18 protein-coding genes are annotated in these 24,388 nt (G+C 63.6%); 9 read left to right on the forward strand and 9 right to left on the reverse strand.

The genetic code is table 11. The features are described from left to right. Positions 1 to 54 precede the first annotated feature (54 nt). The 4 genes from HNO79_RS11540 to HNO79_RS11555 all read left to right on the forward strand — a co-directional run bounded on the left by HNO79_RS11540 (position 55) and on the right by HNO79_RS11555 (position 6,640). Positions 55 to 1,560, forward strand: coding sequence for an efflux transporter outer membrane subunit (locus HNO79_RS11540; RefSeq protein ID WP_214165477.1), 1,506 nt, complete (start codon positions 55 to 57; stop codon positions 1,558 to 1,560). Between the two features lie 12 nt (positions 1,561 to 1,572). Next, positions 1,573 to 4,821 (forward strand): efflux RND transporter permease subunit, encoded by a 3,249-nt coding sequence (locus HNO79_RS11545; protein WP_214165478.1) that lies wholly within the window; start codon positions 1,573 to 1,575, stop codon positions 4,819 to 4,821. Between the two features lie 83 nt (positions 4,822 to 4,904). After that, positions 4,905 to 6,038: a sensor histidine kinase gene (locus HNO79_RS11550; protein WP_214165479.1), complete on the forward strand. Its 1,134-nt coding sequence runs from the start codon at positions 4,905 to 4,907 to the stop codon at positions 6,036 to 6,038. Then, positions 6,035 to 6,640: a response regulator transcription factor gene (locus HNO79_RS11555; RefSeq protein ID WP_010514500.1), complete on the forward strand. Its 606-nt coding sequence runs from the start codon at positions 6,035 to 6,037 to the stop codon at positions 6,638 to 6,640. Before HNO79_RS11550 ends, HNO79_RS11555 begins: the two co-directional genes overlap by 4 nt. Positions 6,641 to 6,679: 39 nt before the next feature. Here the strand turns inward: HNO79_RS11555 and HNO79_RS11560 are convergent, their stop codons facing one another. From HNO79_RS11560 to HNO79_RS11580, 5 genes are all read right to left on the reverse strand, one after another. Continuing rightward, on the reverse strand, positions 6,680 to 7,879 hold the full coding sequence (locus HNO79_RS11560) for an MFS transporter (protein ID WP_214165480.1): 1,200 nt from the start codon (positions 7,877 to 7,879) through the stop codon (positions 6,680 to 6,682). Positions 7,880 to 7,893: 14 nt separating this feature from the next. Next, positions 7,894 to 9,189 carry a lipase family protein gene (locus tag HNO79_RS11565; RefSeq protein ID WP_214165481.1) on the reverse strand — a complete coding sequence of 432 codons (1,296 nt, stop codon included), beginning with the start codon at positions 9,187 to 9,189 and terminating at the stop codon, positions 7,894 to 7,896. 100 nt (positions 9,190 to 9,289) lie between these two features. Then, positions 9,290 to 10,162, reverse strand: coding sequence for a methylenetetrahydrofolate reductase (locus HNO79_RS11570; RefSeq protein ID WP_214165482.1), 873 nt, complete (start codon positions 10,160 to 10,162; stop codon positions 9,290 to 9,292). Further along, positions 10,155 to 11,009, reverse strand: a complete 855-nt coding sequence (locus HNO79_RS11575) for a bifunctional 5,10-methylenetetrahydrofolate dehydrogenase/5,10-methenyltetrahydrofolate cyclohydrolase (RefSeq protein WP_214165483.1) — start codon at positions 11,007 to 11,009, stop codon at positions 10,155 to 10,157. The genes HNO79_RS11570 and HNO79_RS11575 overlap by 8 nt, the downstream gene beginning before the upstream one ends. Before the next feature lie 21 nt (positions 11,010 to 11,030). Continuing rightward, positions 11,031 to 11,612 (reverse strand): NAD(P)H-dependent oxidoreductase, encoded by a 582-nt coding sequence (locus tag HNO79_RS11580; RefSeq protein WP_214165484.1) that lies wholly within the window; start codon positions 11,610 to 11,612, stop codon positions 11,031 to 11,033. 178 nt (positions 11,613 to 11,790) lie between these two features. Here HNO79_RS11580 and HNO79_RS11585 point away from each other — a divergent pair, with 178 nt between their 5' ends. Then, positions 11,791 to 12,531, forward strand: coding sequence for an IclR family transcriptional regulator (locus HNO79_RS11585; RefSeq protein ID WP_048855475.1), 741 nt, complete (start codon positions 11,791 to 11,793; stop codon positions 12,529 to 12,531). Between the two features lie 12 nt (positions 12,532 to 12,543). Continuing rightward, positions 12,544 to 13,458, forward strand: a complete 915-nt coding sequence (locus tag HNO79_RS11590) for a bifunctional 5,10-methylenetetrahydrofolate dehydrogenase/5,10-methenyltetrahydrofolate cyclohydrolase (protein WP_214165485.1) — start codon at positions 12,544 to 12,546, stop codon at positions 13,456 to 13,458. A gap of 55 nt (positions 13,459 to 13,513) precedes the next feature. Here HNO79_RS11590 and HNO79_RS11595 read toward each other — a convergent pair whose 3' ends face one another. The 3 genes from HNO79_RS11595 to HNO79_RS11605 form a co-directional block, all read right to left on the reverse strand. Further along, complete coding sequence (locus tag HNO79_RS11595; RefSeq protein ID WP_048855473.1) at positions 13,514 to 15,280, reverse strand: adenine deaminase; 1,767 nt, start codon at positions 15,278 to 15,280, stop codon at positions 13,514 to 13,516. A gap of 49 nt (positions 15,281 to 15,329) precedes the next feature. Then, positions 15,330 to 16,673: an NCS2 family permease gene (locus HNO79_RS11600; RefSeq protein ID WP_010514491.1), complete on the reverse strand. Its 1,344-nt coding sequence runs from the start codon at positions 16,671 to 16,673 to the stop codon at positions 15,330 to 15,332. 113 nt (positions 16,674 to 16,786) lie between these two features. Then, positions 16,787 to 17,578, reverse strand: a complete 792-nt coding sequence (locus HNO79_RS11605; RefSeq protein ID WP_214165486.1) for a GntR family transcriptional regulator — start codon at positions 17,576 to 17,578, stop codon at positions 16,787 to 16,789. A 211-nt stretch (positions 17,579 to 17,789) separates the two neighbouring features. Here HNO79_RS11605 and HNO79_RS11610 point away from each other — a divergent pair, with 211 nt between their 5' ends. The 3 genes from HNO79_RS11610 (at position 17,790) to HNO79_RS11620 (ending at position 22,546) form a co-directional block, all read left to right on the forward strand. Further along, a complete protein-coding gene (locus tag HNO79_RS11610) occupies positions 17,790 to 19,385 on the forward strand; it encodes an acid phosphatase (RefSeq protein WP_214165487.1) in 1,596 nt (531 codons plus the stop codon). Between the two features lie 6 nt (positions 19,386 to 19,391). Then, complete coding sequence (locus HNO79_RS11615) at positions 19,392 to 20,207, forward strand: ribonuclease T2 family protein (protein WP_214165488.1); 816 nt, start codon at positions 19,392 to 19,394, stop codon at positions 20,205 to 20,207. A gap of 239 nt (positions 20,208 to 20,446) precedes the next feature. Further along, positions 20,447 to 22,546: a phosphocholine-specific phospholipase C gene (locus HNO79_RS11620; protein WP_214165489.1), complete on the forward strand. Its 2,100-nt coding sequence runs from the start codon at positions 20,447 to 20,449 to the stop codon at positions 22,544 to 22,546. Positions 22,547 to 22,803: 257 nt separating this feature from the next. Here HNO79_RS11620 and HNO79_RS11625 read toward each other — a convergent pair whose 3' ends face one another. Beyond that, positions 22,804 to 24,375, reverse strand: a complete 1,572-nt coding sequence (locus HNO79_RS11625) for an amidohydrolase family protein (protein WP_048855468.1) — start codon at positions 24,373 to 24,375, stop codon at positions 22,804 to 22,806. Positions 24,376 to 24,388 lie beyond the last annotated feature (13 nt).

Raw genomic sequence — 24,388 nt, forward strand, 5'->3', positions numbered from 1 at the left:
GCGGCGGCTGGGACAGGGCGGGCCATCCTCTTCCTCCAACGTGAAAGACCCGGCATGATTTCCAGGTTTTACGGTATCGTGCTGCCGCTCATGCTGGCGGGCTGCATGGTGGGACCGCGCTATCACCGGCCAGACGCCATCATTTCCGCGCAGTTCAAGGAACTGCGGCCCGCGCAGGGCTGGAAGCAGGCATCCCCCCAGCTGGCGGCCCGGCCCAAGATGGAGTGGTGGCGCATCTATAACGATCCGGTGCTGGATGGGCTGGAGGCGCAGGTCGCCCTGTCCAACCAGAACGTCAAGGCGTACGAGGCCAGCTACCGCAACGCCCGCGCCCTGATCGACAGCGTGCGCGCACAGCTTTTCCCGACCATAAGCGGCAGTCTGGGCTTCAACCGTGACGGGCATGGCGCGGGTTCGCTGTCCTCCTCAGGCAGTAACTATGCCAAGGCCGGAACCGCCTATAACACCTATGACATCGGCCCCAGCGCCAGCTGGGATCTGGACATATGGGGCAAGATCCGGCGGCAGGTGCAGGAACAGGTGACCGCGGCGCAGGCCAGTGCCGCCGACCTGGCCAATGCCACGCTGTCGTATCAGGCACAGCTTGCCATCGCCTATTTCAACCTGCGGTATCAGGATTCCCTGCAGGACCTGCTGAGGCGCTACGTGCATTTCAATGAACAGGCGCTGGCCATTACCGAAAACGGGTTCAACGCGGGCATAAATGACCCGACCGCCGTGCTGCAGGCGCGCACGACACTGGAACAGAACCGTGCATCGCTGATACAGGCGGGGATCAACCGCGCGCAGTATGAACATGCGATTGCCGTGCTGATTGGCAGGCCGCCCGCCGATGTCACCATCACGCCTGCGCCGCTGACGCGTGAGGTGCCCCCCATTCCCGTCAGCGTTCCGGCCGATCTGCTGCAGCGCCGTCCCGACATTGCGTCGGCCGAGCGGAAAATGGAGGAATACAACGCCATGATCGGCGCGGACATGGCCGCGTTCTATCCCGACATCACCATCAACGCCAGCTATGAACAGAGCGGCGGCGATCCGGTCACCTCGCTTATGAGCATGGCCAACCGCGTCTGGTCCCTTGGGGCCGCCGCATCGGAAACCCTGTTTTCGGGCGGATCACGCACCGCTGCAGTGCATGAGGCCGATGCCCAGTATGACAGCGCGGTGGCCACCTACCGCCAGACCGTGCTTTCGGCACTGCAGAGCACGGAAGACCAGCTGTCCAACCTGCGGATACTGGCCGATGAAGACGTGCGTCAGGCCGCGGCGCTGGATCTGGCCAACCGGACGGTGGAGGTTTCCCTCAACCAGTATCAGGCTGGCATTACGATCTATACCACCGTCATTACCAGCGAGACGACGGCGCTGGGGGATGCGGAAACGGTGCTGGGCATACGCCAGCAGCGCATGGTGGCCAGCGTGAACCTGGTCGAGGCGCTGGGCGGGGGATGGGATACGTCACGCCTGCCCACGAAGGCGGCGCTGCAGAAGGACAATCCCTTCCTTCCAGCCTTCATCCAGCGCGATACGAACCGGTAGGGACGACCGGGCATGAATATCTGTCGGCCTTTCATACTGAGGCCCGTCGGCACCGTGCTTATGGCCATGGCCCTGCTGTTCGCGGGGGTGGTGGGGTATCGGGCCATGCCGGTGGCGGACATGCCGAATTTCTCGGTGCCGGTCATCTATGTCATCGCAAGCCAGCCGGGCAGTTCCCCGCAGCAGATGGCCAGTTCCGTCACCACCCCGCTGGAACGCCGTCTGGGCACCATTGCCGGACTGCGCACGATCCAGTCGGATTCAAACGACGGCTTTGCCTTCCTGCTCATGTTTTTCGATGACACGCGCAATATCGATGGTGCCGCGCGGGACGTGGAGGCCGCAATTCAGGCCGCACGCGCCGACATGCCGCCGACCCTGCGCATTACCCCGCAGTATTACAAGGCCAACCCGGCCTCCATGCCGGTCATGATCGCCTCGCTCACTTCCCCCACCCGTCCGCTGTACCAGTTGCGCGACATGGCGGAAACCCGGCTTCTGCCCATGCTGTCCCAGATTCATGGCGTGGGCTGGGTGCAGGTGGCGGGAACCGCCAAGCCTGCGGTGCGCGTGGATGTGCAGCCATGGATGCTGTACAAATTCGGGATCGGGTATGAAGATGTGCGCGCGGCCCTGGCATCGGCCAACGCCAATACCCCCAAGGGCGTGATCGAGACGGGTGACCGGCGTTTCACGCTGGCCACCAACGATCAGGCGCGGAATGCGGCGCAGTACCGCGACCTGGTCATCGCCTACCGCAGCGGGCGCCCCGTCCGGCTGGCGGATGTCGCCCATGTGGAGGATGGACCCGAAAACGAACGTCGGGCCGGATGGGCCAATGATGACCCCGCCGTGGTGGCCATCATCCGCCCGCAGCCCGGTGCGAATGTGATCGCCATTACCGACCAGATCAAGGCACGCACGCACCTGCTGCAGCAGGCCCTGCCGGCGGATGTCAGGCTGACCTTTACCTGTGACCGGTCGCTGACCATCCGTGCTGCCCTGCTGGATACGCAGTTCACCCTGTTTTTCGCCATCGTGCTTGTCACCGTCGTGGTCCTTGCATTCCTGCAGTCGTGGCGGTCGACGGTCATACCGGTCATTACCGTTCCGATCTCGCTGGCGGGCGCGGTGGCGGGCATGTACCTGATGGGCTTTTCGCTCGATACGCTGTCCCTCATGGCATTGACGATCGTCACCGGCTTCATCGTCGATGATGCCATTGTGGTGGTGGAAAACATTGTCCGCCACATGGAAGCCGGCGCCAGCCGCATGCAGGCGACCCTTGCCGGGGCGGAGGAAATCGCCTTTACCATCGTGGCGATTACCGTCTCGCTGGTTGCGGTGTTCCTGCCCATGCTGTTCATGGGGGGCACGCCGGGAAAGATCCTGTTCGAATTCGCCATGACGCTGGTGCTGGCTGTCAGCGTGTCGCTGCTGCTGTCGCTCAGCCTGACGCCGATGATGGGCGCGCACCTGCTGCACCGCCATGCCCCCGCGCGCGGGGATCGCTGGCGCGACCGGCTGGGTCAGGCGCTGGACCGGGGGTTCGTGCGCTGCACGGCATGGTATGGCGGCAGCCTGGATTATGCGCTGCGCCACAGGTGGCTGGTGATTCTGTCATTGCCGCTGACGCTGGTGGGCAGCGTCATCATCATGGCCCATATCCCGAAAACCATGATCCCGGCGCAGGATATTTCCATCATGCAGGGATATGCGCGGGCGGACCAGAACATCTCCTTTCAGGCCATGTCCGCACGCACGCGCGAAGTCGTGCGGCGGCTGCGCGCCGACCCGGATATCCGTGATGTCATTGCCCTGACGGGGGAAGAAGCGACCAATCAGTCGCAGTTCTTCATCCAGCTGGTGGACCGTGACCAGCGCCATTCCACGCCCGACGAAATCAGCCAGCGCCTGCGCGCGTCCCTGCGCACGATTGGGGGCATACAGGTCAACCTGTCCAATGCGGGCGATATGAATGGTGGCGGCGGCCGACAGCATGACGGGAATTACAGCTACGTGCTGCACTCCGACAATGCGGATGATGTCTATACCTGGGTGCCCCGTCTGGCGGATGCCCTGCGGCAGGAGCCGGACCTCATGGGCGTCACCACGCGGGTGGAGGACAACGCGGATTCCCTTATGGTAGATATCGCGCGCGATACCGCGGCGCGGTACCTGATCACGCCGCAGCTGATCTCCAATTCCCTGTACGATGCGTATGGGGAGCGGACGGCCTCCAACATTTCCACGCCGTTCACGGCCTATCATGTCGTCATGGAAACGGCGGCCCGGTACCGTGAAAATCCCGATATCGTACATGACATGTGGATATCGACCGCGGGCGGATCGGCAGGTGGCGGCACGGTGTCCAACACCATCCGCGTGACCCGTACCGACGCCGCGTCGCTGACCGGGCTTGCGGCCATAAGCCAGCAGTCCTTCCGCAACTCCATTGCCAACCGGCTGGCAGGTGGTGCGGGTGCGTCCAGTGGCTCGGCGGTGTCGTCCTCCACCGAAACCATGATTCCCTTGAGCAACGTGACCTATCTGCGCAGGCAGGGCACGCCGCTGAGCATCAGCCACCAGGGCGGTGCGATTGCCGGCACGATTTCCTTTGACCTGGCGCCTGGCCGATCGCTCAGCCAGGCGGAGGAAGCCATACAGCGCAGCATGCTGCGCCTTCACATCCCGTCGGGCGTGCACGGGGCGTTTGTGGGCGAATCTGCCGACTTCCATGCCGCCATCGTCAACCAGGTGCTGGCGTTCCTGTCGGCCATCGTGGTGATGTACATTACGCTGGGTATACTGTATGAAAGCTACAGCCAGCCGCTGACCATCATTTCCACCCTGCCGTCGGCCATGCTGGGGGCGACGGGCAGCCTGTGGCTGTGTGGGCAGGCGTTTTCGCTGGTCGGCATGATCGGCGTCATCATGCTGGTGGGCATGGCGGCGAAGAATTCGATTCTGGTGGTTGATTTCGCGCTCAGGGCACAGCGTGAGGGCGGCCTGCCGGTGGCCACCGCCATCGAGATGGCCTGCGTCAAGCGTTTCCGCCCGATCCTGATGACCACGCTGGCGGCTGCCATGGGGGCAGTGCCGCTGGTTCTGGGCAACAGTTACGGGGTGGAAATGCGGCGCCCGCTTGGCATTGCCATTCTGGGTGGTCTGGTTGTGTGTCAGGTCATGACGCTTTATTCCACGCCTGTGGTCTATCTGGTCATGGACCAGTGCGCCCGCCGGTTCCGTCGCAAGGGGTAAGGTAGCATGAAGACAGCCCACGCCCGGTTTCACCCCGGCCGGATGCGCCCGCCCCCCATGTCACGGCACGAGGGATCATGGACATGATGGATGATGCCCCTGCCCCCGTCGGCCTGCCGTCACCGGGCAGGAAGAACCGGCTGCCGCGTCTGGCGTGGCATCTGGCGATATGCCTCTCGCTATTGTTCCTGCCGGTCTATACGCTGCCATGGGTGTGGGTGCCCCATACCCGGCAGGATCTTGTCATAGGCGGGATCGGCATCCTGACGATCTCGGCGCTGTTCCTGCGTGGGGTGTGGGAAGCCATGACGACCCGCTCCTTCACGCCCTGCCTGTATGGCTGCGCGGTGCTGCTTGCTGCGTTCGTGATCAGCCCGTTCCACGGGCGATGGGAAATCTTCATTGTCTATGCCTGCGCACTGGCGGGTCTGGCCCGGCCGGTCATGCTGGCGGCGGTCACGATCATCTCCTTCCTGCTGCTGATCATCGGGTTTGTCTGGGTTACACACGAATTCTGGCCCAACTGGCTGCCCACCACCATCATGGGGCTGTGCGTGGGGACGTGGTGCATCTGCACGGCCATGCTGCAGGACAAGAACCGCTCGCTTCTGGCCGCGCAGGACGAGGTGCGCCTGCTCAGCCGCACGGCCGAGCGTGAGCGCATTGCCCGTGACATTCATGATCTGCTGGGCCGGACCCTTACCCTTGTCGCGCTGAAGGCAGATCTGGCCGCGCGGCTTGCGCCGCATGATGACGCCCGTGCGACGGAAGAAGTGCGCAATATCGCCGCCATTGCCCGGCAGGGACTGACGGAACTGCGTGCGGCGCTGACGGGCATGACGAACGCAACCCTGATCCATGAACTGGGGCATGCCCGCGCGGCCCTGCAGGCGGCGGGCATAAAATGCACGGTGTCCGGTTCGTTCGAAAGCGTCCCCGCGCCCTGTGATGCCGTCCTCGCCATGGCGCTGCGGGAGGCCGTGACCAACATCATCCGCCATTCCGGTGCCACGGCCAGCACGATCCGCCTGCTGTCGGGCCGGCATGTCATTACCCTGTCGGTACTGGATAACGGAACGGGAACCTCCCCCCACCGTTTCGGGCGTGGCCTGTCGGGCATGCAGGCGCGGCTGCAGGCGGCCGGGGGGGAACTTGTTATAGAAAGCAGCCGGCAGGGCACGTGCCTGCTGGCCCGCATGCGGGAAGAACAGGCATGATTTCCATCGTGATTGCGGAAGACCAGACCATGGTGCTGGGTGCGGTTGCAGCCCTGCTGGGACTGGAAGAGGACATGCAGGTCATCGGGCAGGCCACCAATGGGCATGACGCCATAAAACTGGTGGAGACACTGCGTCCGAACGTGATCGTATCGGATATTGAAATGCCCGGCTGCACCGGGATCGAGGTTGCGCGGCATATCCATGCGCACAACCTGCCGACGCAGGTCCTGATCGTCACGACCTTTGGCCGGCCGGGTTACCTGCGTCGCGCCATGGAGGCATCGGTGCGTGGGTACCTGCTGAAGGACAGCCCGATCGAAGTGCTGTCGGACGCCGTGCGACAGGTTGCCGCCGGACGCAATGTGCTGGCCCCCGAACTGATCGAGACCGCATGGGACGCCCAGCCCGACCCGTTGAACGAACGCGAGCGCGAGATCCTGCGCCTGGCCGAGGAAGGCCTGTCGAACAAGGCCATCGGGCTTGCGCTGAACCTGTCGCCGGGCACGGTGCGCAACTACCTGTCTGAATCGGCCAGCAAGCTGGGGGCGGCCAACCGGATCGAGGCTGGCCGCATTGCCCGCGCCAACGGGTGGCTGTGACCCGCGGGCCATAGCCCGCCGGGCCGCCAGCCGGTTCCGTCAGGCGACGGCCAGGCGCGGCTGGCGGATGGCGCGATAGGTCAGGAACAGCAGTGCCGTGGCCGCCACCAGGGCGATGACGGCAAACAGGAAGTAATCGGTCCATGTCGTCGTGGAAAAATAGAGCGAGGGCACCAGCACGGACGATACCGATATGAACTGCCCCACAATGCCCGATACCACCCCGCGCGCGTTGCCGCTGCCGGCCACGGCGGGTAACAGGGACATGGCGCTGCCACTGAGGCTGCTATAGGCGAACATCCATACGAACAGCCCGACAGAGGCAAGGATGATGCCCGAAGGCGGGAAGAACAGCATGAACTGCGCCCCCGTCCCCACAGCCGCCATGATGACGAACAGCATGAGCGCACGCTGCTGCGTGCTGGCCAGCAGGCTGATCAGGCCACCACCAAGCAGCATGACGACAATCTTGATCAGCGCCACTTCGGTCGAGGTGGTGCCAAGGCTTACGGAATGGGCATGCGCAAGATAGGTCGGGGCGACAAGGCTGGTCCCGTAGGCAATGCCGTTGGGCAGCGCCACGCTGAGTGACAGCGTCAGCACCCGTGCAAAGGCCGGGCGCACCTGTGGTGTGTTTTCCGTGGCCGCGGCTTCGCGGGCTGGCCCGTCTTCACGCAGGCGCATGAGGAACATCCACCCCCCCACAAGGGCGATGACCATCAGCCCGATATGGAACAGGCAGGCCATGGCCCAGTTGCCATTGTGCAGGAAGGGCACCGCCAGCAGCAGCCCGGCGGAATAGCCCGCCGGCGCGAAAGTCGACCAGAAGGCCAGCGCGCGTGACCGCATGTCCTGCGGCAGGTAGTTCATGAGCAGCGCGGGCGATGTGGTGGTGGCATAGGCAAACCCGCACCCCGCCAGCATCAGCCCGATGCGGAAGGGCCAGATATCATGCGCGCTCATCAGCAGGACATCGCCCGCCACCGTCAGGAAGACGGACAGCGCGAAGCTCCTGCGCACGCCGATCCTGTCCACGGTCATGCCGAATATGAAGGACAGGATCGCGGCGGGAAGTGCAAAGAAGGACAGGCCCTTGCCCACCACGCCGGGCGAGACATGCTGGATGTCCGCTATGGTATGGATGAACGGTACGACCAGGCCCACCACCGCCATGGACGCGGCGGCATAGAGGTAGATGATCAGGATCAGGCCGATATTGAACGTCTTGTCCCGGTTCATGACCGTTCGCCTTTTCAGTTGTTCCAGGGAATGCCCGGTGTTGCCTGCTGGATGGGGCCCGGCGGCGCCAGCGTGGCGCAGGTGCTGGCGATATGCTTCCCCTTCATCAGCCGTTTTACGAATGGCAGGGAATCCTGCGCCGAGACATTGACCGCGCCGTTATGGGTCAGCCCCGGATATTCATGCCAGCTGACCGTCGTGCCCGCGTCGCACATCGCGGCCACCGCATTGTACTGTCCCGCGGTTCCGGCTTCGCCATCCGCCAGGCCGGTGCCGACAAAGACAGGCATGTGGATATGGCCATCGGGAATCTCGAACGCGTCCTCATGGCTTTTTTCATAATCCGCCAGTTTCGCGTTGAACAGCGCGGGTGACGAAATGTGCTTCTTCGCCGCATAGTCGAACAGGTTATGCAGGCACGACGTCTGGGCCTGCCGGGCGTAATCTTTCCCTTTCGGCGTCAGCACCGTGCTGGCGTCCCGTGTCGGGTTCAGGCTCTGGTCCGTGCCTTCCACACGCAGCATGGCAAACGCTGAATCCATCTGTGTCGGGTCGGTATACACGGCGGGAATGGGGGAATGCGGCGCATTGGCGGGAACCCTGAACCCGGCCACGACACCCGTCGCCACCACGCCCAGAATGTTCAGGTCCGGGGCATAGGTGGGCGCAAGCCATGCCGTGCCCAGTGCGGCGCCCGATCCCTGTGACTGTCCCACCAGCACGATCCTGTTGCGCAGCAGCGTGGGGAACTGCTTCAGCGCCGCATGCAGGCCATCCAGCACGCTGTAGCCTTCGGGACGGTACAGCAGGTAGGGGTGTGGCCCCTTCGTGCCCAGTCCCTGATAGTCCGTTGCGACAATGGCGAAACCGGCGGCAAGCCAGCGCGCCAGATAGGCCCGGTCGCGCGATGAATAGCCCCGCCATGATGGCGCGCATACATCTGCCACCCCGGTTGTGCCATGTTCCCATGCAATAACAGGCCAGCCATGCCTGGGTGGTTTGCCGCGTGGCAGCAGGATCTGGCCCGAGACGGCAGTAGTCGTGGCCGCCCCCACCCCGCTTGTCGCGCTGTACAGCGTGCGGATGCCGCGTGTGGCCCCGTCCGGCAGGTGGGCGGTATCCATGTCTTCCGTCCGGATCATGGTGCCGGGTGCGGGCAGCGTTACCCCGTCGGTGTCGTAGAAGGCGCTGACGCCGCCATCACCATACGGACTGGCCGCGTTTGGCGGCGTCGCGGCAGGGGCCGGTGTGGCCGCCATGATGGCGCAGGTCGCCAGAAGTGACAGGAAGAAGGGACGCGTATCGGACATGGGCATATCCCGGATGAACGAATGAATGGAGAAGACTATGACGATAACGTAACGTATTGAAGATGAATTATGCCGCCATATGCCACTGGCGGCACGTGTCCTATGGCCTGCCGCTGGCCTCCCGCCAGCCCAGCGTACGCGCCACGGCCCCGAATGGAAAGAAATGGAAGCCCTGGAACAGGGAATTCCCGTCACCGGCGACCGCCCGGGCGACGGGCTGGATCACCTGTTCGGGTGCGCCGGGCCAGAACCAGCGATGCAGCCGGTGGCGCTGGCCCTTCAGGAACTGCAGTGACTGCCCGACCCCGCATTTCAGGCCATAACGGACCAGCATGCGCGGGGAAATCAGGCCGGGCAATCCCACATGCACCGGCAGGATGATCCCGTTATCGCGCAGCCCCCGTTCCCATTGCAGCAGCGGGCTGGGATCAAAGCAGAGCTGGCTTACGATACGGATATCAAGACCGTCCTTCTGGCCGATGTCCTGCTTCATGCGCAGGAAGGACAGCGCCTCTTCCGGTGTCATGACGGGCGATCCTTCGGGGTGGCCGGCCACGTATATCCGGCGTATGCCGCAGTCCTGCAGAACGCGCGTGCGCAGGACTGCAACCGTATCGGCAAAACAGCCTGCCGGTGTCGCCCCGCCGCCCGCGATGAGCAGTACCCGGTCCGTCTGCAGTTCCTGTGTCACGGCCTGCGCGATCATCTGCAGCATGGGCAAATCGGTTATGGCACGTACGGGCAGGTGCGGCACGGGCACGCAGCCCCATTGCCGTATTGTATGGCAGGCCGCCAGCGTCGGCCCGAATGGCATGCCCGTCAGCCAGGTTATGAAAACGGTGGTGCCGGGCGGCAGCGCATCGGGCCGCCGCCGTGTCGTGCTGACATAGGCGGGCGTCATTTCGATGGAGCTTTCATGCACCAGACGCCGGGTCGTGCGGTCAACCGCCGCGCGGAATTTGGGATCAGACATTCGTGGCCGCCACATCCAGGATATTGTGCAGGAGCATCATGCGGGTCATGCCGCCAAAACTTTCAGCGGGCGGTGTGATCCAGCCATCATGCATGGTCATGTCCGCAGACAGGTCGCCCGTCATCCGTCCGTCATGCCAGGTCATGCCAACGCCGATCACGGTTGCACCGGGGCGCAGCATGCCGGGTGTCAGCATGCCGGGAACGCCAGCGGCGGCAATGACGATATCCGCCTGCCGCGTGCTGTCCGCAATATTGCGCGACCGGCTGTGCACGACCGTGACATCGGCATTGCCATGCACGCTTCTGCCCCCCAGCAGGAGGGCCGCAGGCAGCCCGACAAGTTCCCCACGCCCGATGATCGTGACCTGCAGGCCCGCAAGGTCCGGGTGGACCCGGGCCAGAATGTGGGCGATCCCGCGCACGGTGCATGCAATGATGCCGGGCGTTGCATCATGCAGCGCGATGATATTGTACGGATGCAGTCCATCCACGTCCTTGTGGACTGCAATGGCGCGGCATATGGCGCGCTCATCCAGGTGGGGCGGCAACGGCAACTGGACCATGACGCCGTGATACAGCGGGTCGGCATTCAGCCGGGCGATATGCTCCAGTAACGCGGCCTGCCCGATGGTGGGCGGCAGGTCGTGCGCATCGACATGAATGCCCGCGTCACGGCAGTTTTCCACCTTGCGGGAAATATACAGGCGGCTCGGTTCATCGGCCCCGACACTGAGCAGCGCGAGCGCGGGTGTCACACCCCGGCGCGCGAGTTCCCCCGCGCGCTGCCGGGCGCTGTCCATAAGCCGTGCCGTGATGAGGTCGAGGTTGAAAAGGTTGGCCATCATCGTTCCGCCGTTTCAGTGCGATCAGTAGCTGAGCATGGTGTCCCTGACGCGCCCCATGAAACGGTCGCGCGCTGCCAGCGTGGTGTTGTTCATGTTGTAAAGCGCCAGATAATCCACCTTGACCCGGCGGTTCATGACCGCGCGCAGGAAACGGGTGCCGTTCTTGCGCGGCGGATCACCCAGGATGAACGCCCGGTGCCGTGGGGAGCCATAGGTGGTGATGGTCGAGATGCGCCGGATGTTGGAAAAACCGGGCGACAGTACGCCGTCGATCAGTTTGAACGACACATCAGGCAGGAAGACGCGGTCGAAATATCCCTTGAGGATGGCGGGCCAGCCAAAATTCCAGACCGGGTGGCACAGCACAAGTGCTTCGGCCGTCTGCAGGCGGCGCACGTAATTGGCCACGTGCTTCTGGTTGATGGCGGGATCATGATAGATCTCCCGGTCTTCCGCGCTCAGGACCGGATTGAAGTTTTCCCGATAAAGATCAAGGTCATCCACTTCATGCCCGGCCTGCTTGAGCGAGCGTACCGCCAGTTCATGCAGGGCGGCGTTGAAGCTGTCCGTAAGGGGATGGGCATAGATGACGTGTACTTTCATGGCGCAGCCTGACCGACATGGTGGAAGAATGTGTTCGAAAATCGAACATAAGTTCGTTATTGATTTATGTTAGTCAGATATGATTTTCTCGCGCAAGACATTATTTCGAAGCTGCATCATTGCCGCCCGCATGCCTGCTGGTTGCGGTTTCCCTTCCCACCTGTCCTGACGGATTGAAATGACCGAAGCCGATCCCGAAACCTCCCTGACCTTCGCCAAGGGGCTGGCCGTTCTCCGCGCATTCGATGCGGGCGGAAAAGGCATGACGATGGCCGATCTGGCCCGAAAGCTGAATTATACCCGCGCCACGACGCGGCGGCTGGTCCGCACGCTGGAAACGCTGGGATATGTCACGGTGGACAACGCCCTCTACATGCCGACACCGCAGACCCTCAAGCTGGGCCTGGGTTTCCTGCAGAGCCGTTCGGTGGGGCAACTGATCGGCCCTGTCCTGCGTGAGGAATCCGTCATGCTGGGGGAACCGATTTCGCTGGCGCTGCTGTCGGGCCCTGAACTGATTTATGTCGTCCATGCCCCGACCTCCGCCGAGATCGAGACAGCAGGCTATACCATCGGCAGCAGCCTGCCGCTTGCGACAACGGCCATGGGGCAGGCCACGCTGGCCTTCCGTGCGGCGGACGACGTCCCTTCCCCATCCTGCGGCCTGTCCATGCCTGACAGGCAGGCGCTGGCACCTGTTCTTGCCACCATCCGCGCCCGGGGATTTGCCCATATGACCAACGCGGATGACCGGGGTTTCTGCGCCATTGCCGTGCCCGCCTTCGGGCTGAAGACGGATGACGCGGTCGGGGCGCTGGGCATTGTCTATCCCGACGGGCAGTATGACATGGACCACCTGCTGGGCGTCATCGTGCCAAACCTGCAGAAATGCGCGCGCTACATTGCCACTGCCCTGTAGGGAGACATCATCATGATGCGTATTATCGACAGCCGCCCATTACTGGATGCGTTTTTGGGCGCGTTGCGTCCCGCCGCCGGGCGCGCGGCGCAGGTGACGGGTGCACCGCCCGTGCTGGCTATTGTCCGCGCGGCTGAAAACGCGGGGAGTGCGGCCTATGCCGCGCGCATCCGCGCCACTGCCGCGCAGGCCGGCATCACCTGCCACGAGGTGCCGCTGGATACGCGGATGGATGGCACGGCGCTATGTGCGCAGGTCGCGGCCGTGTCGGCCACGCCAGGGGTCAATGGCATGATCGTGCTGCTGCCCCTGCCTGCTGGCACAAGTGTGCCGCAGGTCATGGCGCAGATGGACCCGGACAAGGACGTGGACTGCCAGCAGCCGCTCAATCTGGGCCGGGTCATGGCGGGAACACCGCTTTATCTGCCATGCACGGCCACGGCGGCCGTGATGCTGGCGCAAGGGATGCTGGGTGATCTTGCCGGCGTGAACTGCGCCGTGATCGGGGCATCGGCCAGTGTTGGCCGCCCGCTGGCGTTGCAGCTGCTCGACCGGGGGGCGACGGTGGAAATCGTGCATATCCGGACCCGTGACATCGCGGACCATGCCCGTCGGGCACAGGTCATTTTCGCGGCTGCCGGCCATGCCGGGCTGGTGGATGGGGCATGGGTGTCACCCGGTGCGGTGCTGGTTGACATTGGCATCAATGCCGACCCGACCGGCAGGCCGGGTGTGGTGGGTGACATCAATGCGGCTGCCGTGGCGCAGCAGGCCGCTGCCATTACGGCTGTCCCCGATGGTGTCGGCCCGATGACGACGGGCATCCTGCTGGCCAACACGGTACATGCCGCCAGCAGGCAGGCGGGAGTGGACTTTACCTATCCCGACCTGACCACCCTGGCCGCCTATCAGGCGCTACGTCTGTAATCAGGACATGCAATCCGCCGCCGGGCGGTTGTCCACCCGGCGGCGGATGCACGCATCAGGCCAGCACGCAGTCCGTCACGACTTCTCCGGTCATGCCCGATGTAATGCCCATATCCGTCACATGCGGGCCGGGATTGCAGGCAAGGCTTGCACCGATCATGAGCTTGATGACGGCGGTATGGCCGTTCCATGTCGTGACGGATGCACAGGCGTCGCGCACGGCGTTGAACTGGCGGGCGACCTCCTCTGGCGCGGCAGCCGACAGCAGGCCGCAGACCGGCAGTTCAAGATGCGCCAGCACCTTGCCGTCCCGCACGGCCACCATGCCGCCGCCCGATTTGATCAGGGTATTGGCGGCCAGCATCATGTCCGCTTCCCCCCGGCCGATCACGGCCAGGTTATGGCTGTCATGCAGCACGGTGGTCGCGACCGCGCCCGACCATTCCCCCCAGCCTTCCAGAATGCCAAGGCCCGGCACGTCGGATGCGCCATAGCGGTTGAACACGGCCATCAGCGCCGCATCCTCAGGAATGACGACATGGCCGTCCTTCACCGCAACATCACGTTCACCCCACCGGGTGGTACGGGGTATTGCCACGGTGCGCACGCGGGCATGGGTTCCGCTGGCACGGATGTAAAAGGACTGCTCCGTCGTCAGCGCAAGCTTCATGGTCTCGGTCGGCGCGGCAACGGGATCGGGCCGCAATGCTTCGCACAGTTCCCCGTTTTCCGCCACGTGGCGGCCGGATGCAAAGACGTGATGCGCCCGGAATTCCGTCAGGTCGTCAAACACAACCAGATCGGCCCGCCGCCCCGGTGCGACAAGGCCAAGGTCACGGCGCTGCAGGCGCATGGCGGTATTTAGCGTCGCCGCCCGCAGTGCCTGGACCGGGTCCAGCCCGAGCTGTACCAGCCGGCGCAGCATGTACGCCATGCCGCCACGGCTGACCAGATCATCGGGGAAGATGTCGTCCGTGCACAGGGTGACGGTCTGCGGGACGTATCCCAGCTTGTGGAACAGGGCCACCGCCTGCGGCAGGATGTCCTCGTGCGAGACACGCAGTTCGATCGTCATGCCCGCGCGGATCTTTTCCAGCAGGTCGGCCTCGCTGGTGATCTCGTGGTCGGATTCAATCCCCGCCGCAAGGAAGCCCTGCAGCCCCTTGCCTGCCAGATCGCGCGCATGGCCACAGACCAGCTTGCCACTGTCCAGCCCCGCCTGCGTGATGCTGCGCATGAGGGGGGTGCGCGCCAGCACGCCGCGCATGTCCATGATCTCGGCCACACCGCCCACTTCCGGCCAGGACAGCATTTCCTGCATGGCCGTGCCGTCGAACGTAGCCCCCGAACGCTCCAGCCCCGGTGCGGACGGCACGCAGGATGGCGCCAGCACGATAATGCGCAGCGGCAGCCCGCGCGATGCGGCAATGGCCCAGCGCACCGCCTCCAGCCCGCCCACGTTGCCCACTTCATGCGGGTCCCAGCAGATGGTGGTCGTCCCCTGCGGCACGACAACGCCGGCATAGGTGCGTGGCGTGACCATGGAACTTTCGATATGCAGGTGCGAGTCAATCAGCCCGGGTGCGACAATGCGCCCGCCAAGGTCGATGACCTCGCCCGCTTCGCGAAAGGTGCCGCGCGGGTGGACGCTGGCGATCAGCGGGCCGACCAGCCCAACATCCGCATCGCGGACCTCACCCGTCGCCACGTCGGCTACGCGGCCGTTGACCAGCAGGGTATCGAATGCCTCCTGCCCCTGTGCCGCCCGGACGGCCCGGTCACGCAGCGCTGGATCATTCAGGTCGGGATATGGTGAGCTCATATGTCCTGTTCTTTCATGATGGAAGGATGGGTCGCCACATGGCCGTGCGTTAATGGCGCATGCTCATGCTGACGATGAAAAAGAGCGCCATGATCAGCCCGAGGCCCCACGCGGTGGGCGTGACGTTACGCCACCGCCCGGCCGCGACATTCATGACGATGTAGGAAAACGTACCAAAGGCCATGCCGTTGAGCAGGTTGCCTGTCAGCACCGCAAACATGAAGGTCATGATGGCGGGTACGGACTGTGTCATGTCCTTCAGGTCCAGCCGCGATATGGCGCCGAACATCAGGATCCCGACCATGACCAGCGCAGGCGTGGTCGCCTGTGGCGGGATGATCATGAACAGCGGCCACAGGAACAGGGCCGCGACAAATCCCAGCGCGATCACCACGGCCACCAGCCCGGTGCGCCCGCCCATCTGCACCCCGATCACGGATTCCAGATAGACCGCCACAACCGCCGTGCCCAGCACCGGCCCCAGGATCGTCCCGGCTGCATCAGCCGCAAAGGCCCGCGTGGCATTGGGGATCGATCCGTCCTTGCGCAGCATGCCCCCCGCACTGGCAATGCCCAGCAGGTTGGCCAGCGTGCCAAACAGTTCCGTGCACAGGAAAAAGATGATGACAGGCAGGACGTAGAAGAAATTGTGGAAGATGTAGCCCGGGTCCATGTGGAATGCCGTGGCCGATGGCCAGACGGGCATGGCGAACATGCGCGTGGGCCAGTGGGTGATCGTCCCGCCATGCCCGTCCGGCACGAACAGCCCGATGACGGTCAGCCCCGCAATCGAGATGATCAGCGCCCCCGGCACGCCGGCCGCCACAAGCGCCGGGGTAATGACCAGCCCGGCAAATGTCAGCATGACGGCGGGACTGGACAGCGCGCCCATGGTGACCAGTGTCGTATGGTTGGCCACCACGAAACCTGCATTGCGCAGGCCGATGAACATGATGGTCAGCCCGACCGCGATCTGAATTCCCACCCGCAGGCAGTCGGGCATGCCGTCGGCCATGCGTTCACGCACCCTTGTCACCGTCAGGATCATGAACACGATGCCCGTCAGGCACACGATGGCCAGCGCCGCGGGCCACGGCACGCCCATCTGCTGGACCATGACAACGGCGAACACCACGTTTGATCCGATGGCGGGCGCAAGACCCAGCGGCAGGTTGGCCAGAAGCCCCATCGTGGCGGACGCAATGATGGCGATCAGACAGGTGGCCGTCAGTTCGCTGGCGCGGTCCATGCCCGCGTTGCTCATGATGGCAGGATTGACTGCAACGCAGTAGACCATGGCCGCGAACGTGCCCAGCCCGGCCAGGACTTCCCGCCCGGCGGTGGTTCCGGCTGCCCGCAGGTGAAACAGGCGTTCCAGCAGATTTGTCTTCATTGACACTCCGGCAACCGTGGCGCGTGCCATGGTGGCATGCGACTTGTATTAACTTGTCTTATATTCGTTTCGGTGGACAATCAACAACCGAATGCAGCCTTTTTCCGTAAGGGCTACCCGGCAGGCGGCCACGGGTCACGGGGTACGAAGTCGGTATCGGGCAGGTTGCCGCCATGGGCCGTGATGGACAGCCGCGCAATGCCGGGCCGGGCAAGCAGGGTGCTGTGCTCGCACGCCGTGCCCGCGTCATCACAGGTTATGCGGCGCATGACCATGACCGGGCTGCCGCATGGCAGGTCCAGTTCGGCCGCCAGGGCATGCCGGGCCTCCGTTACGTCCACCGTCAGGTGGGTACGGCCAAGCCGCAGGCCGATATGATCCACCATGAGCCGGGGCGATGAATGGACACGGGCATCATGTTCGGAAATGAACGCCCGGAAGGCGGGCGGATAGTACACTTCCGTCAGCGCGACCGGCACGTGGTCGATCAGGTACCGTCTGCGCAGCAGCAGGGCCTGCCGCCCGTCGGGTTCCAGCGCCGCCATGACCTCCGGCGGTGCGGGTTCCAGTCCGAACGCCAGCAGTTCCGTTTCCACCTTCATGCCGCGCGCCTGCAGGATGTCGCTCAGTCCCATGACCGGGTCAGGCTGCGGGGCTGTCGTGCGTTCTGCCGCCGGGACGACAAACGTGCCCCTGCCCTGCCTGCGGCAGACCAGCCCGGCATTTTCCAGATGCTGGAGTGCATGGCGGATGGTCACGCGGCTGACGCCGTAGATCCGGCACAGCGTCGCTTCAGAAGGCAGCCGGTCGCAATAGCCTTCTTCCCGGCCGATCCGGCTGGTCAGATCCTGGGCGATCTGGTGGTGCAGCGCACGTGATGAATTGGGATCGGATGGGGTCTGCATGAACGGGCGGCGTACCTGTCGGGGAAGGTCTGTTTCAAAAAAGCGTCATGACCGTTAGCACGGCACGGCCGGGTGGCAAACGGAATGCGCGGCGCGTCGGGGCGGATGGCCGCCGGGTGGAATTATGGCCCATCGGCTGATTGCACTGTCTGTTATTTTCCCGTTATGATCCAGACCGTACAATAACCCAAGTCGAGCAGATCGGGGATTCATGCCGGGACGCATTCTTACCGAACATTTCCGTTTCATGGCACGTGGCAGTGGGCGACTGCTCGGTCTTGGCATACTTGCCAGCACGGTCCTGACCGCCCTTCCGGCGGGGCCGGTGCAGGCTGCAGCAGCAGGGCCGCTGGACCAGATCGAGACCGTGGTGGTCATCTTTGCCGAAAACCGCTCGTTCGATAACCTGTATAACGGTTTTCCCGGTGCGGATACGTTCGCGGGCAGGCCCCTTTCCGATTTTGCCCAGCGTGACCGCGACGGCTCGATCATGCGCGAACTTCCCCCCGTCTGGGGCGGCCTGACCGGTCGGGGCGTGCGTAACGCCGTAACGCAGGCCATGAGTGCCCACCTGCCCAACCAGCCGTTCCGCGTGGATGACCCGAAGGGGTTCAACGTACCGCTCAGCACGCTGACCCACGACCTTTGGCATCGTTTTTATGAAAACCAGATGCAGATCAACGGCGGCCGGAACGACATGTTCGTGGCATGGGCGGATTCCGGCGCCATGCCCATGAGCTACTGGGACGGGAGCAGGATGCGGATGTGGGACGTCGCGCGGAAGTATACGATGGCGGACCATTTCTTCATGGGGGCGTTCGGTGGGTCGTTCCTCAACCACCAGTGGCTGGCCTGTGCGTGCGCGCCCTTCTATCCGCAGGCTGACACCAGCCCGGCGCATCCGGTCATCTCGGTGGTCGATCCGTCGGGCAAGGCGCTGGTGGTCGCGTCCAATTCCCCGCATTCGGCGCTGGACGGGGTGCCCAAGTTCGTCCGTGATGGCAACCTGACGCCGGACTTCCACGCCGTCAACACCATGCAGCCTGCCTATCAGCCCAGCGGCAACCCGGCGGCGGCAGGGCAGGATGCACGCTTTGCCGACCCCGGCAGCCCAACAACCCTTCCCCCCCAGACCGAACCCACGATTGGCGACCGGCTGAGCGAGCGCAGCATTACATGGGCGTGGTATTCAGGTGCCTGGCAGGACGTGCTGGACCACGGCAACCATTACCCCGCCCCCGATTTCCAGTACCATCACCAGCCCTACAACTATTACCTGAACTATGCCCCCGACACTGCGGCACGGCAGGCGCACCTGCGTGATGGCGGGCTGGCAGGCGCGCGGTTCATCGACGCGATTGACCACGGCACCCTGCCGCAGGTCGCGTTCTACAAGCCGCAGGGCAACCTGAACGAACATTCCGGTTATGCCGATATCCAGTCCGGGGACCAGCATATCGCCGACCTGATCGACCATCTGGAGAAAAGTCCCCAGTGGCCGCACATGCTGGTAATCGTGACCTATGACGAAAACGGCGGCCTGTGGGACCACGTCGCCCCGCCAAAGGGCGACAGGTGGGGGCCGGGATCACGTATTCCCGCCATCATCGTCTCCCCCTATGCGCGGCGTGGATACGTAGACCATACGGTGCAGGACACGACTTCGATCCTGAAATTCCTGACCGAACGCTTTCACCTGCGCCCGCTGGACGGGCTGACGGTACGTGACCGTGCCATACAGGCGGCGACCGGTCATCCGCTGGGTGACCTGACGACTGCCCTCGACCTGCATTCCACCGGGAAATAACCCCTCATGCCGTACCGTGCCCTGACCGCCCTTCGTGGCCTGCATCCGACGTTGGCCGCGCTTGTCCCGGCCCTGTGCCTTATGGCCGGATGCGCGCATACGCCGCCGTCCACCCATACGGACGCGCTGTCGATACCCGTGACCCGGCATGGTGATTTCGGGCATTATACGCTGGCGCTGACATGGCAGCCCGGCTTCTGCACGGATCAGCACGGGCCAAGCTGCCAGCCCGACCAGCCGCATGCGCCGCTGATCGGGCTGCATGGGCTATGGGCCTCGCGCCCGTCCGACCTGATGCGTGAGGGCCTGCCCGTGACCCAGTGGTGGATCAAGGGATGTGACATTTACCAGCATGACGATACGCCACCGCAGTTGTCCCCCGCGCTGTCGAAGCGGCTGTCGGGTACGGTGGCCCATACCCGTTCCAGCCTTGTCACCCATGAATACACCAAGCATGTGCAATGCTTCGGCATGAATGCCGAACGGTTCTTTACCGTGGCCAGCACGTTGCGCGACCGTTTTGCCGCAGGTCCCGTGGGGCGTGAGCTGGACCATGATGCCGGTCGCGATATCAGCAAGGCCGACGTGATCGGATTGTTCGAAAGGACATACGGCACCCTGCCCGAGCGAGGACTGCAGTTCCGCTGCAACACGGACGCACAGGGCCAGCCGATCCTGGCGCAGTTGTGGTTCACGCTTGACCCCAGGGGGCTCGGACGCTTTCCCGCCGCTTCGGGCTTCCTGCCATCACCGGATGTGCAGGACAACTGCCCCGCCCGTTTCCATGTTCCCACGTGGCCGGTCACGGCGCAGGCCGGGTAATATCGGCCTGCTGGTGGGGGCATGACATGTACCGTAGCCTGGCTGTCAGGCAAGGCGATGGAGCGGGATTTTCAGACTGAAACGTTCCGCGCGACAGGGTGCTGCGGTGCCCTGCCCCGGCGGATGACGGGTGGTGGTTTCACGTCAGCGCGGCGGGGCGGAAGGGCATGTCCTGTTCATGCGGCGCCGCCGCGCCGGGATGCGGTACGGATACAGCCATAGCAGAAGGAAGAAAGTTCATGCCACGCATCTCCCGCCGGTCTTTCCTTAAGGGAGGCGCCGGTTCCGCGATGTCCGCCATGCTGATGTCTTCCATCAACCGTGCGCTGGCCATTCCCGCCAGCCGCCGGACCGGGACAATCGAAGATGTCGAGCATGTTGTCGTCTTCATGCAGGAAAACCGGTCGTTTGACCATTACTATGGCCACCTGAATGGCGTGCGTGGCATCAATGACCGGCATCCCGTGCTGCGGCCCGATGGCAGGCCCGTCTGGTTCCAGCCCCGGCTGAAGGCGGGGCATGGGGATATCCTGCCGTTCCATCTGGATACGCGTTCGACCAGTGCGCAGTGCGTGGTGGACCTGGACCATAGCTGGAAGCCGACCCATGCGGCCATCAACGCGGGGCGCAATGACCGCTGGCCGCCGAACAAGACCGACATGACCATGGGCTATTACACGCGGGATGACATTCCATTCCATTATGCGCTGGCCGATGCCTTTACGGTATGTGATCATTATTTCTGCTCCACCCCCACCCAGACCCATCCCAACCGTTTTTACCTGATGACCGGCATGGTCGATGCCGAGGGGACGGGCGGTGGCCCGATCCTTGACAACATCGACTGGGTGGACCGGGCGGCATATGGTCACGTGCCGCCGCCTTTTACATGGACAACCTACCCCGAACGGCTGGAAAAGGCCGGCGTGTCATGGCAGGTTTACCAGCAGGGGCTGGAAGGGCGTGATCTGGAAAACGGGAATTTCGGGACCAATATCCTGATGAATTTCCGCAATTTCGTTCATGCGCCCGAAGGGTCGTCCCTGCATGCACGTGCGATGACGCGCCGTACGCTGGATGACCTGCGCGCGGATGTGCTGGCGCACCGGCTGCCACAGGTATCGTGGCTGCTGCCGCCTGCGGCCTATTCCGAACATCCGCGCTGGACGCCGGATTATGGCGCGGCCTACATCGCCCGCATTCTTGATGCCCTGACGGCGGACCCGGACGTATGGTCAAAGACCGTCCTGTTGCTGATGTATGACGAAAATGATGGTTATTTCGATCACATGCCCCCGCCGCAGCCGCCTACCCCGGTACTGCCGGGACGCAGCACGGTCAGCACCCGGGGTGAAATCCACAACCGGCTCATGGATTTCTCACCTCAGGCCTATACGGTTGATAACCTGCCCTACGGTCTTGGGCCGCGTGTGCCGATGCTGGCGATTTCACCATGGAGCACGGGCGGATTTGTCTGTTCGGATGTATTCGACCACACATCGGTCATCCGTTTTATCGCCGCCCGTTTCGGGGTGGATGAGCCAAACATCACGCCGTGGCGGCGCTCCGTCTGTGGCGACCTGACCACGGCATTTGATTTCTCGGCCCCGGGACAGACGCGCCTGGGCGGACTGCCTGACACGCGCGACTACCGTGAGAAGGTGGAACAGGCCCGCCACCGTGTCGATCCGGCCCCTCCGGCCCGCAGCGCGGCCGGGGATATGGGTATACAGGAAAGTGGCACCCGTCCGCTGCGCCCCACGTCTTACGATCTGGCGGTAAACGAAACCATGGGCACGGACGCAGGCGCACTGGCGCTGGAATTTTCCAGCCACGGTGCGCTGGGTGCGTGTTTCTATGTCTATCATGAACATACTGACGATGTGCCGCGCCGCCATACGGTGGGTGCGGGCGACAGCCTGACCGACACGCTGGCGCTGTCGACGCATGGCGTGGATGTCTGGAGCGTGACCGGCCCCAACGGGTTCCTGCGCCGTTTTCACCGTGCCGGTCCATCCTCCATCAGGGTTGCGGCCCGTCATGTGGGGGATAGCCAGTCACTTGTGCTGGAACTGACCAATCACAGCGACCATGCGCGGCATGTGCGGATCCATGATAATGCCTACCATCAGCATGCCATTCACCTGACCGTACCCGCCGGTGCAACGATCCGGCATGAAATGGGGCTTGCGGCCAGCAGTGGCTGGTATGATTTCGGCGTGTCTGTCCGCCACGAACGCCATACGCTGACACAACTGGCCGGACTGGTCCCGACGGGGGCGTCCGGCATTACCGATCCGGCCGCCACGTCGCCTGTACTGCGCCCCCTGAAAGCATGAAAGACTGTTTTGTCTGAAAAACCCGGCTTACAAAACATTCTGTAAACAGATTGAACGTTTTTGGTGAAGCTTTTTTCAAAAAGCTTTGGATGTCGCCTTTTTGAAAAAAGGCGACATCCAAAGACTTCTATTTTGTTAACCGGTAAGACGGCGTGGCTGGCGATGTCTTACAATATATGACGGAGTTATAAGTGTCCGGGTGCCATCTTTTCATGAGATGTCACCTTTTTTAAAGAAGGCACATTACCCGGAACTTTTTATTCCGGGCGTGTCAGGCGCGCATTGGGCAGGCGTGCGCGGGTTTCTTCCAGTGTTTCACAGGGGGGCTCATTTGGGGGCGTGCCGGTGGTGACCAGCGGATAGATATGTCGCCGCGTCATGTCACGTTTCAGGGTCGCGAAGGAAAAACGTTGGTCCGTGCGGATACACAGCGCCTTGGCCTGCCCGTCAATACCCACCTTTTCACAGCCGGGCTGATGCAGGCGGCGGATGATCTTGCGATCGCCATAAAGGACATGCCCGCCCCGCATGACCATGTCGATGGTACCGGGTGTGGACTGGACCGCCGCGTCGTACGGTGTCTGGCCCTGCGGACGGAACAGGACAAGATCTGCCACGTGGCCCGGCGCGATCGCGCCCATTACGCTGTCGCCATGTACGGCTGCGGCCCCGCCCTGCGTCGCCATGCGCCACAGGTCGCGTGATGACAGAGCGCTGGCAAGGTGGTCGTGGCTGTAATGCACGGCGCAGGCGAATTCCCGGCTCATGTTCATGGACCCCGAGGGTAGCCAGTCCGTGCCAAGGGCAATGGTTACGCCACGGGCGCGGGCGGCGGGAATGTCCACGGTCCGCCCGTACAGCGCAAGATTGCTGCGTGGTGACCAGACAAGGCTGATCCCCCGGTTGTGCAGCAGGTCAAAATCATTCGCGCCCAGCCCCACCCCATGCAGGATGGTCATGCCCGGCTGCATCATGTCCTGACTGATGCCGCCACCGCCCTGCTGTGGCGTGCGATCATAGGTATTGGAACTGAGGCAGCGGAATTCATTACGGGCCGCCCCGTTCGTGCCTTCCGCCACATGGGCAAGGAAGGCGGGCGTGGCCGCGACATCGGCGGGGGTGGATGGGTGGTTCCCGTAATTGCAGTCATGCGTGCGCATGATCCCCGGTCCGTCATCAAGCGGAAAGACCTGATAGGTTACGGCGTGCTGTGGCAGCCCTTCCAGGCCCGTGGCGAAATCCATGTTCCGCACAAGGCCAGGCGCCATGTTGCCCCCGACCATGGCCGTGATGCCACTGATCAGGAAACGCAGTTCGCCCCATGCGATCAGTTCCGGACTGGTGTCGGGATCGGCACCTTTCAGTTCGGTATGACCGTCCAGGCCCTTGCGCCATTCATGCCGGTGTTCAAACCGTTCCCCCGTATCGGGTAGCGGCGCATCACCTGTAAAGTCGATATGGTCATGCGGGTTGATGAAACCGGGTGAAAGGCTGTCCTGCGGGCAACTGATGATGGTCGGATGTGGCGCGGTCGGCTGGCATGTGGCACCGGCACACCGGATGATGCCGTGGGCGTCGATGATGACCCGCCCCGGCTTTGGGTCGGGCGTGTCGTTAAGGAGAATGGCGTCGATCACCGTTTCCCCCGCACCCGCCCGGACAGTGCAGCGCGCCCCCGTCGCCGCATGGGCGGCAGCGCCCCATGTCAGCATGGCGAGGGCGGCAAGAAGGGTCCGGGTTCCACAGGCCTGCCGGAGGAATGCGGATGTCCGGCTGCGGGCACGTGCCGTCACGCGGACATCGGACACGATAAAGGGTTCAGCATTCATGAACGGCGGGGAC

The organism is Komagataeibacter oboediens, from assembly GCF_018491655.1.
Taxonomy (GTDB): Bacteria; Pseudomonadota; Alphaproteobacteria; order Acetobacterales; family Acetobacteraceae; genus Komagataeibacter; species Komagataeibacter oboediens.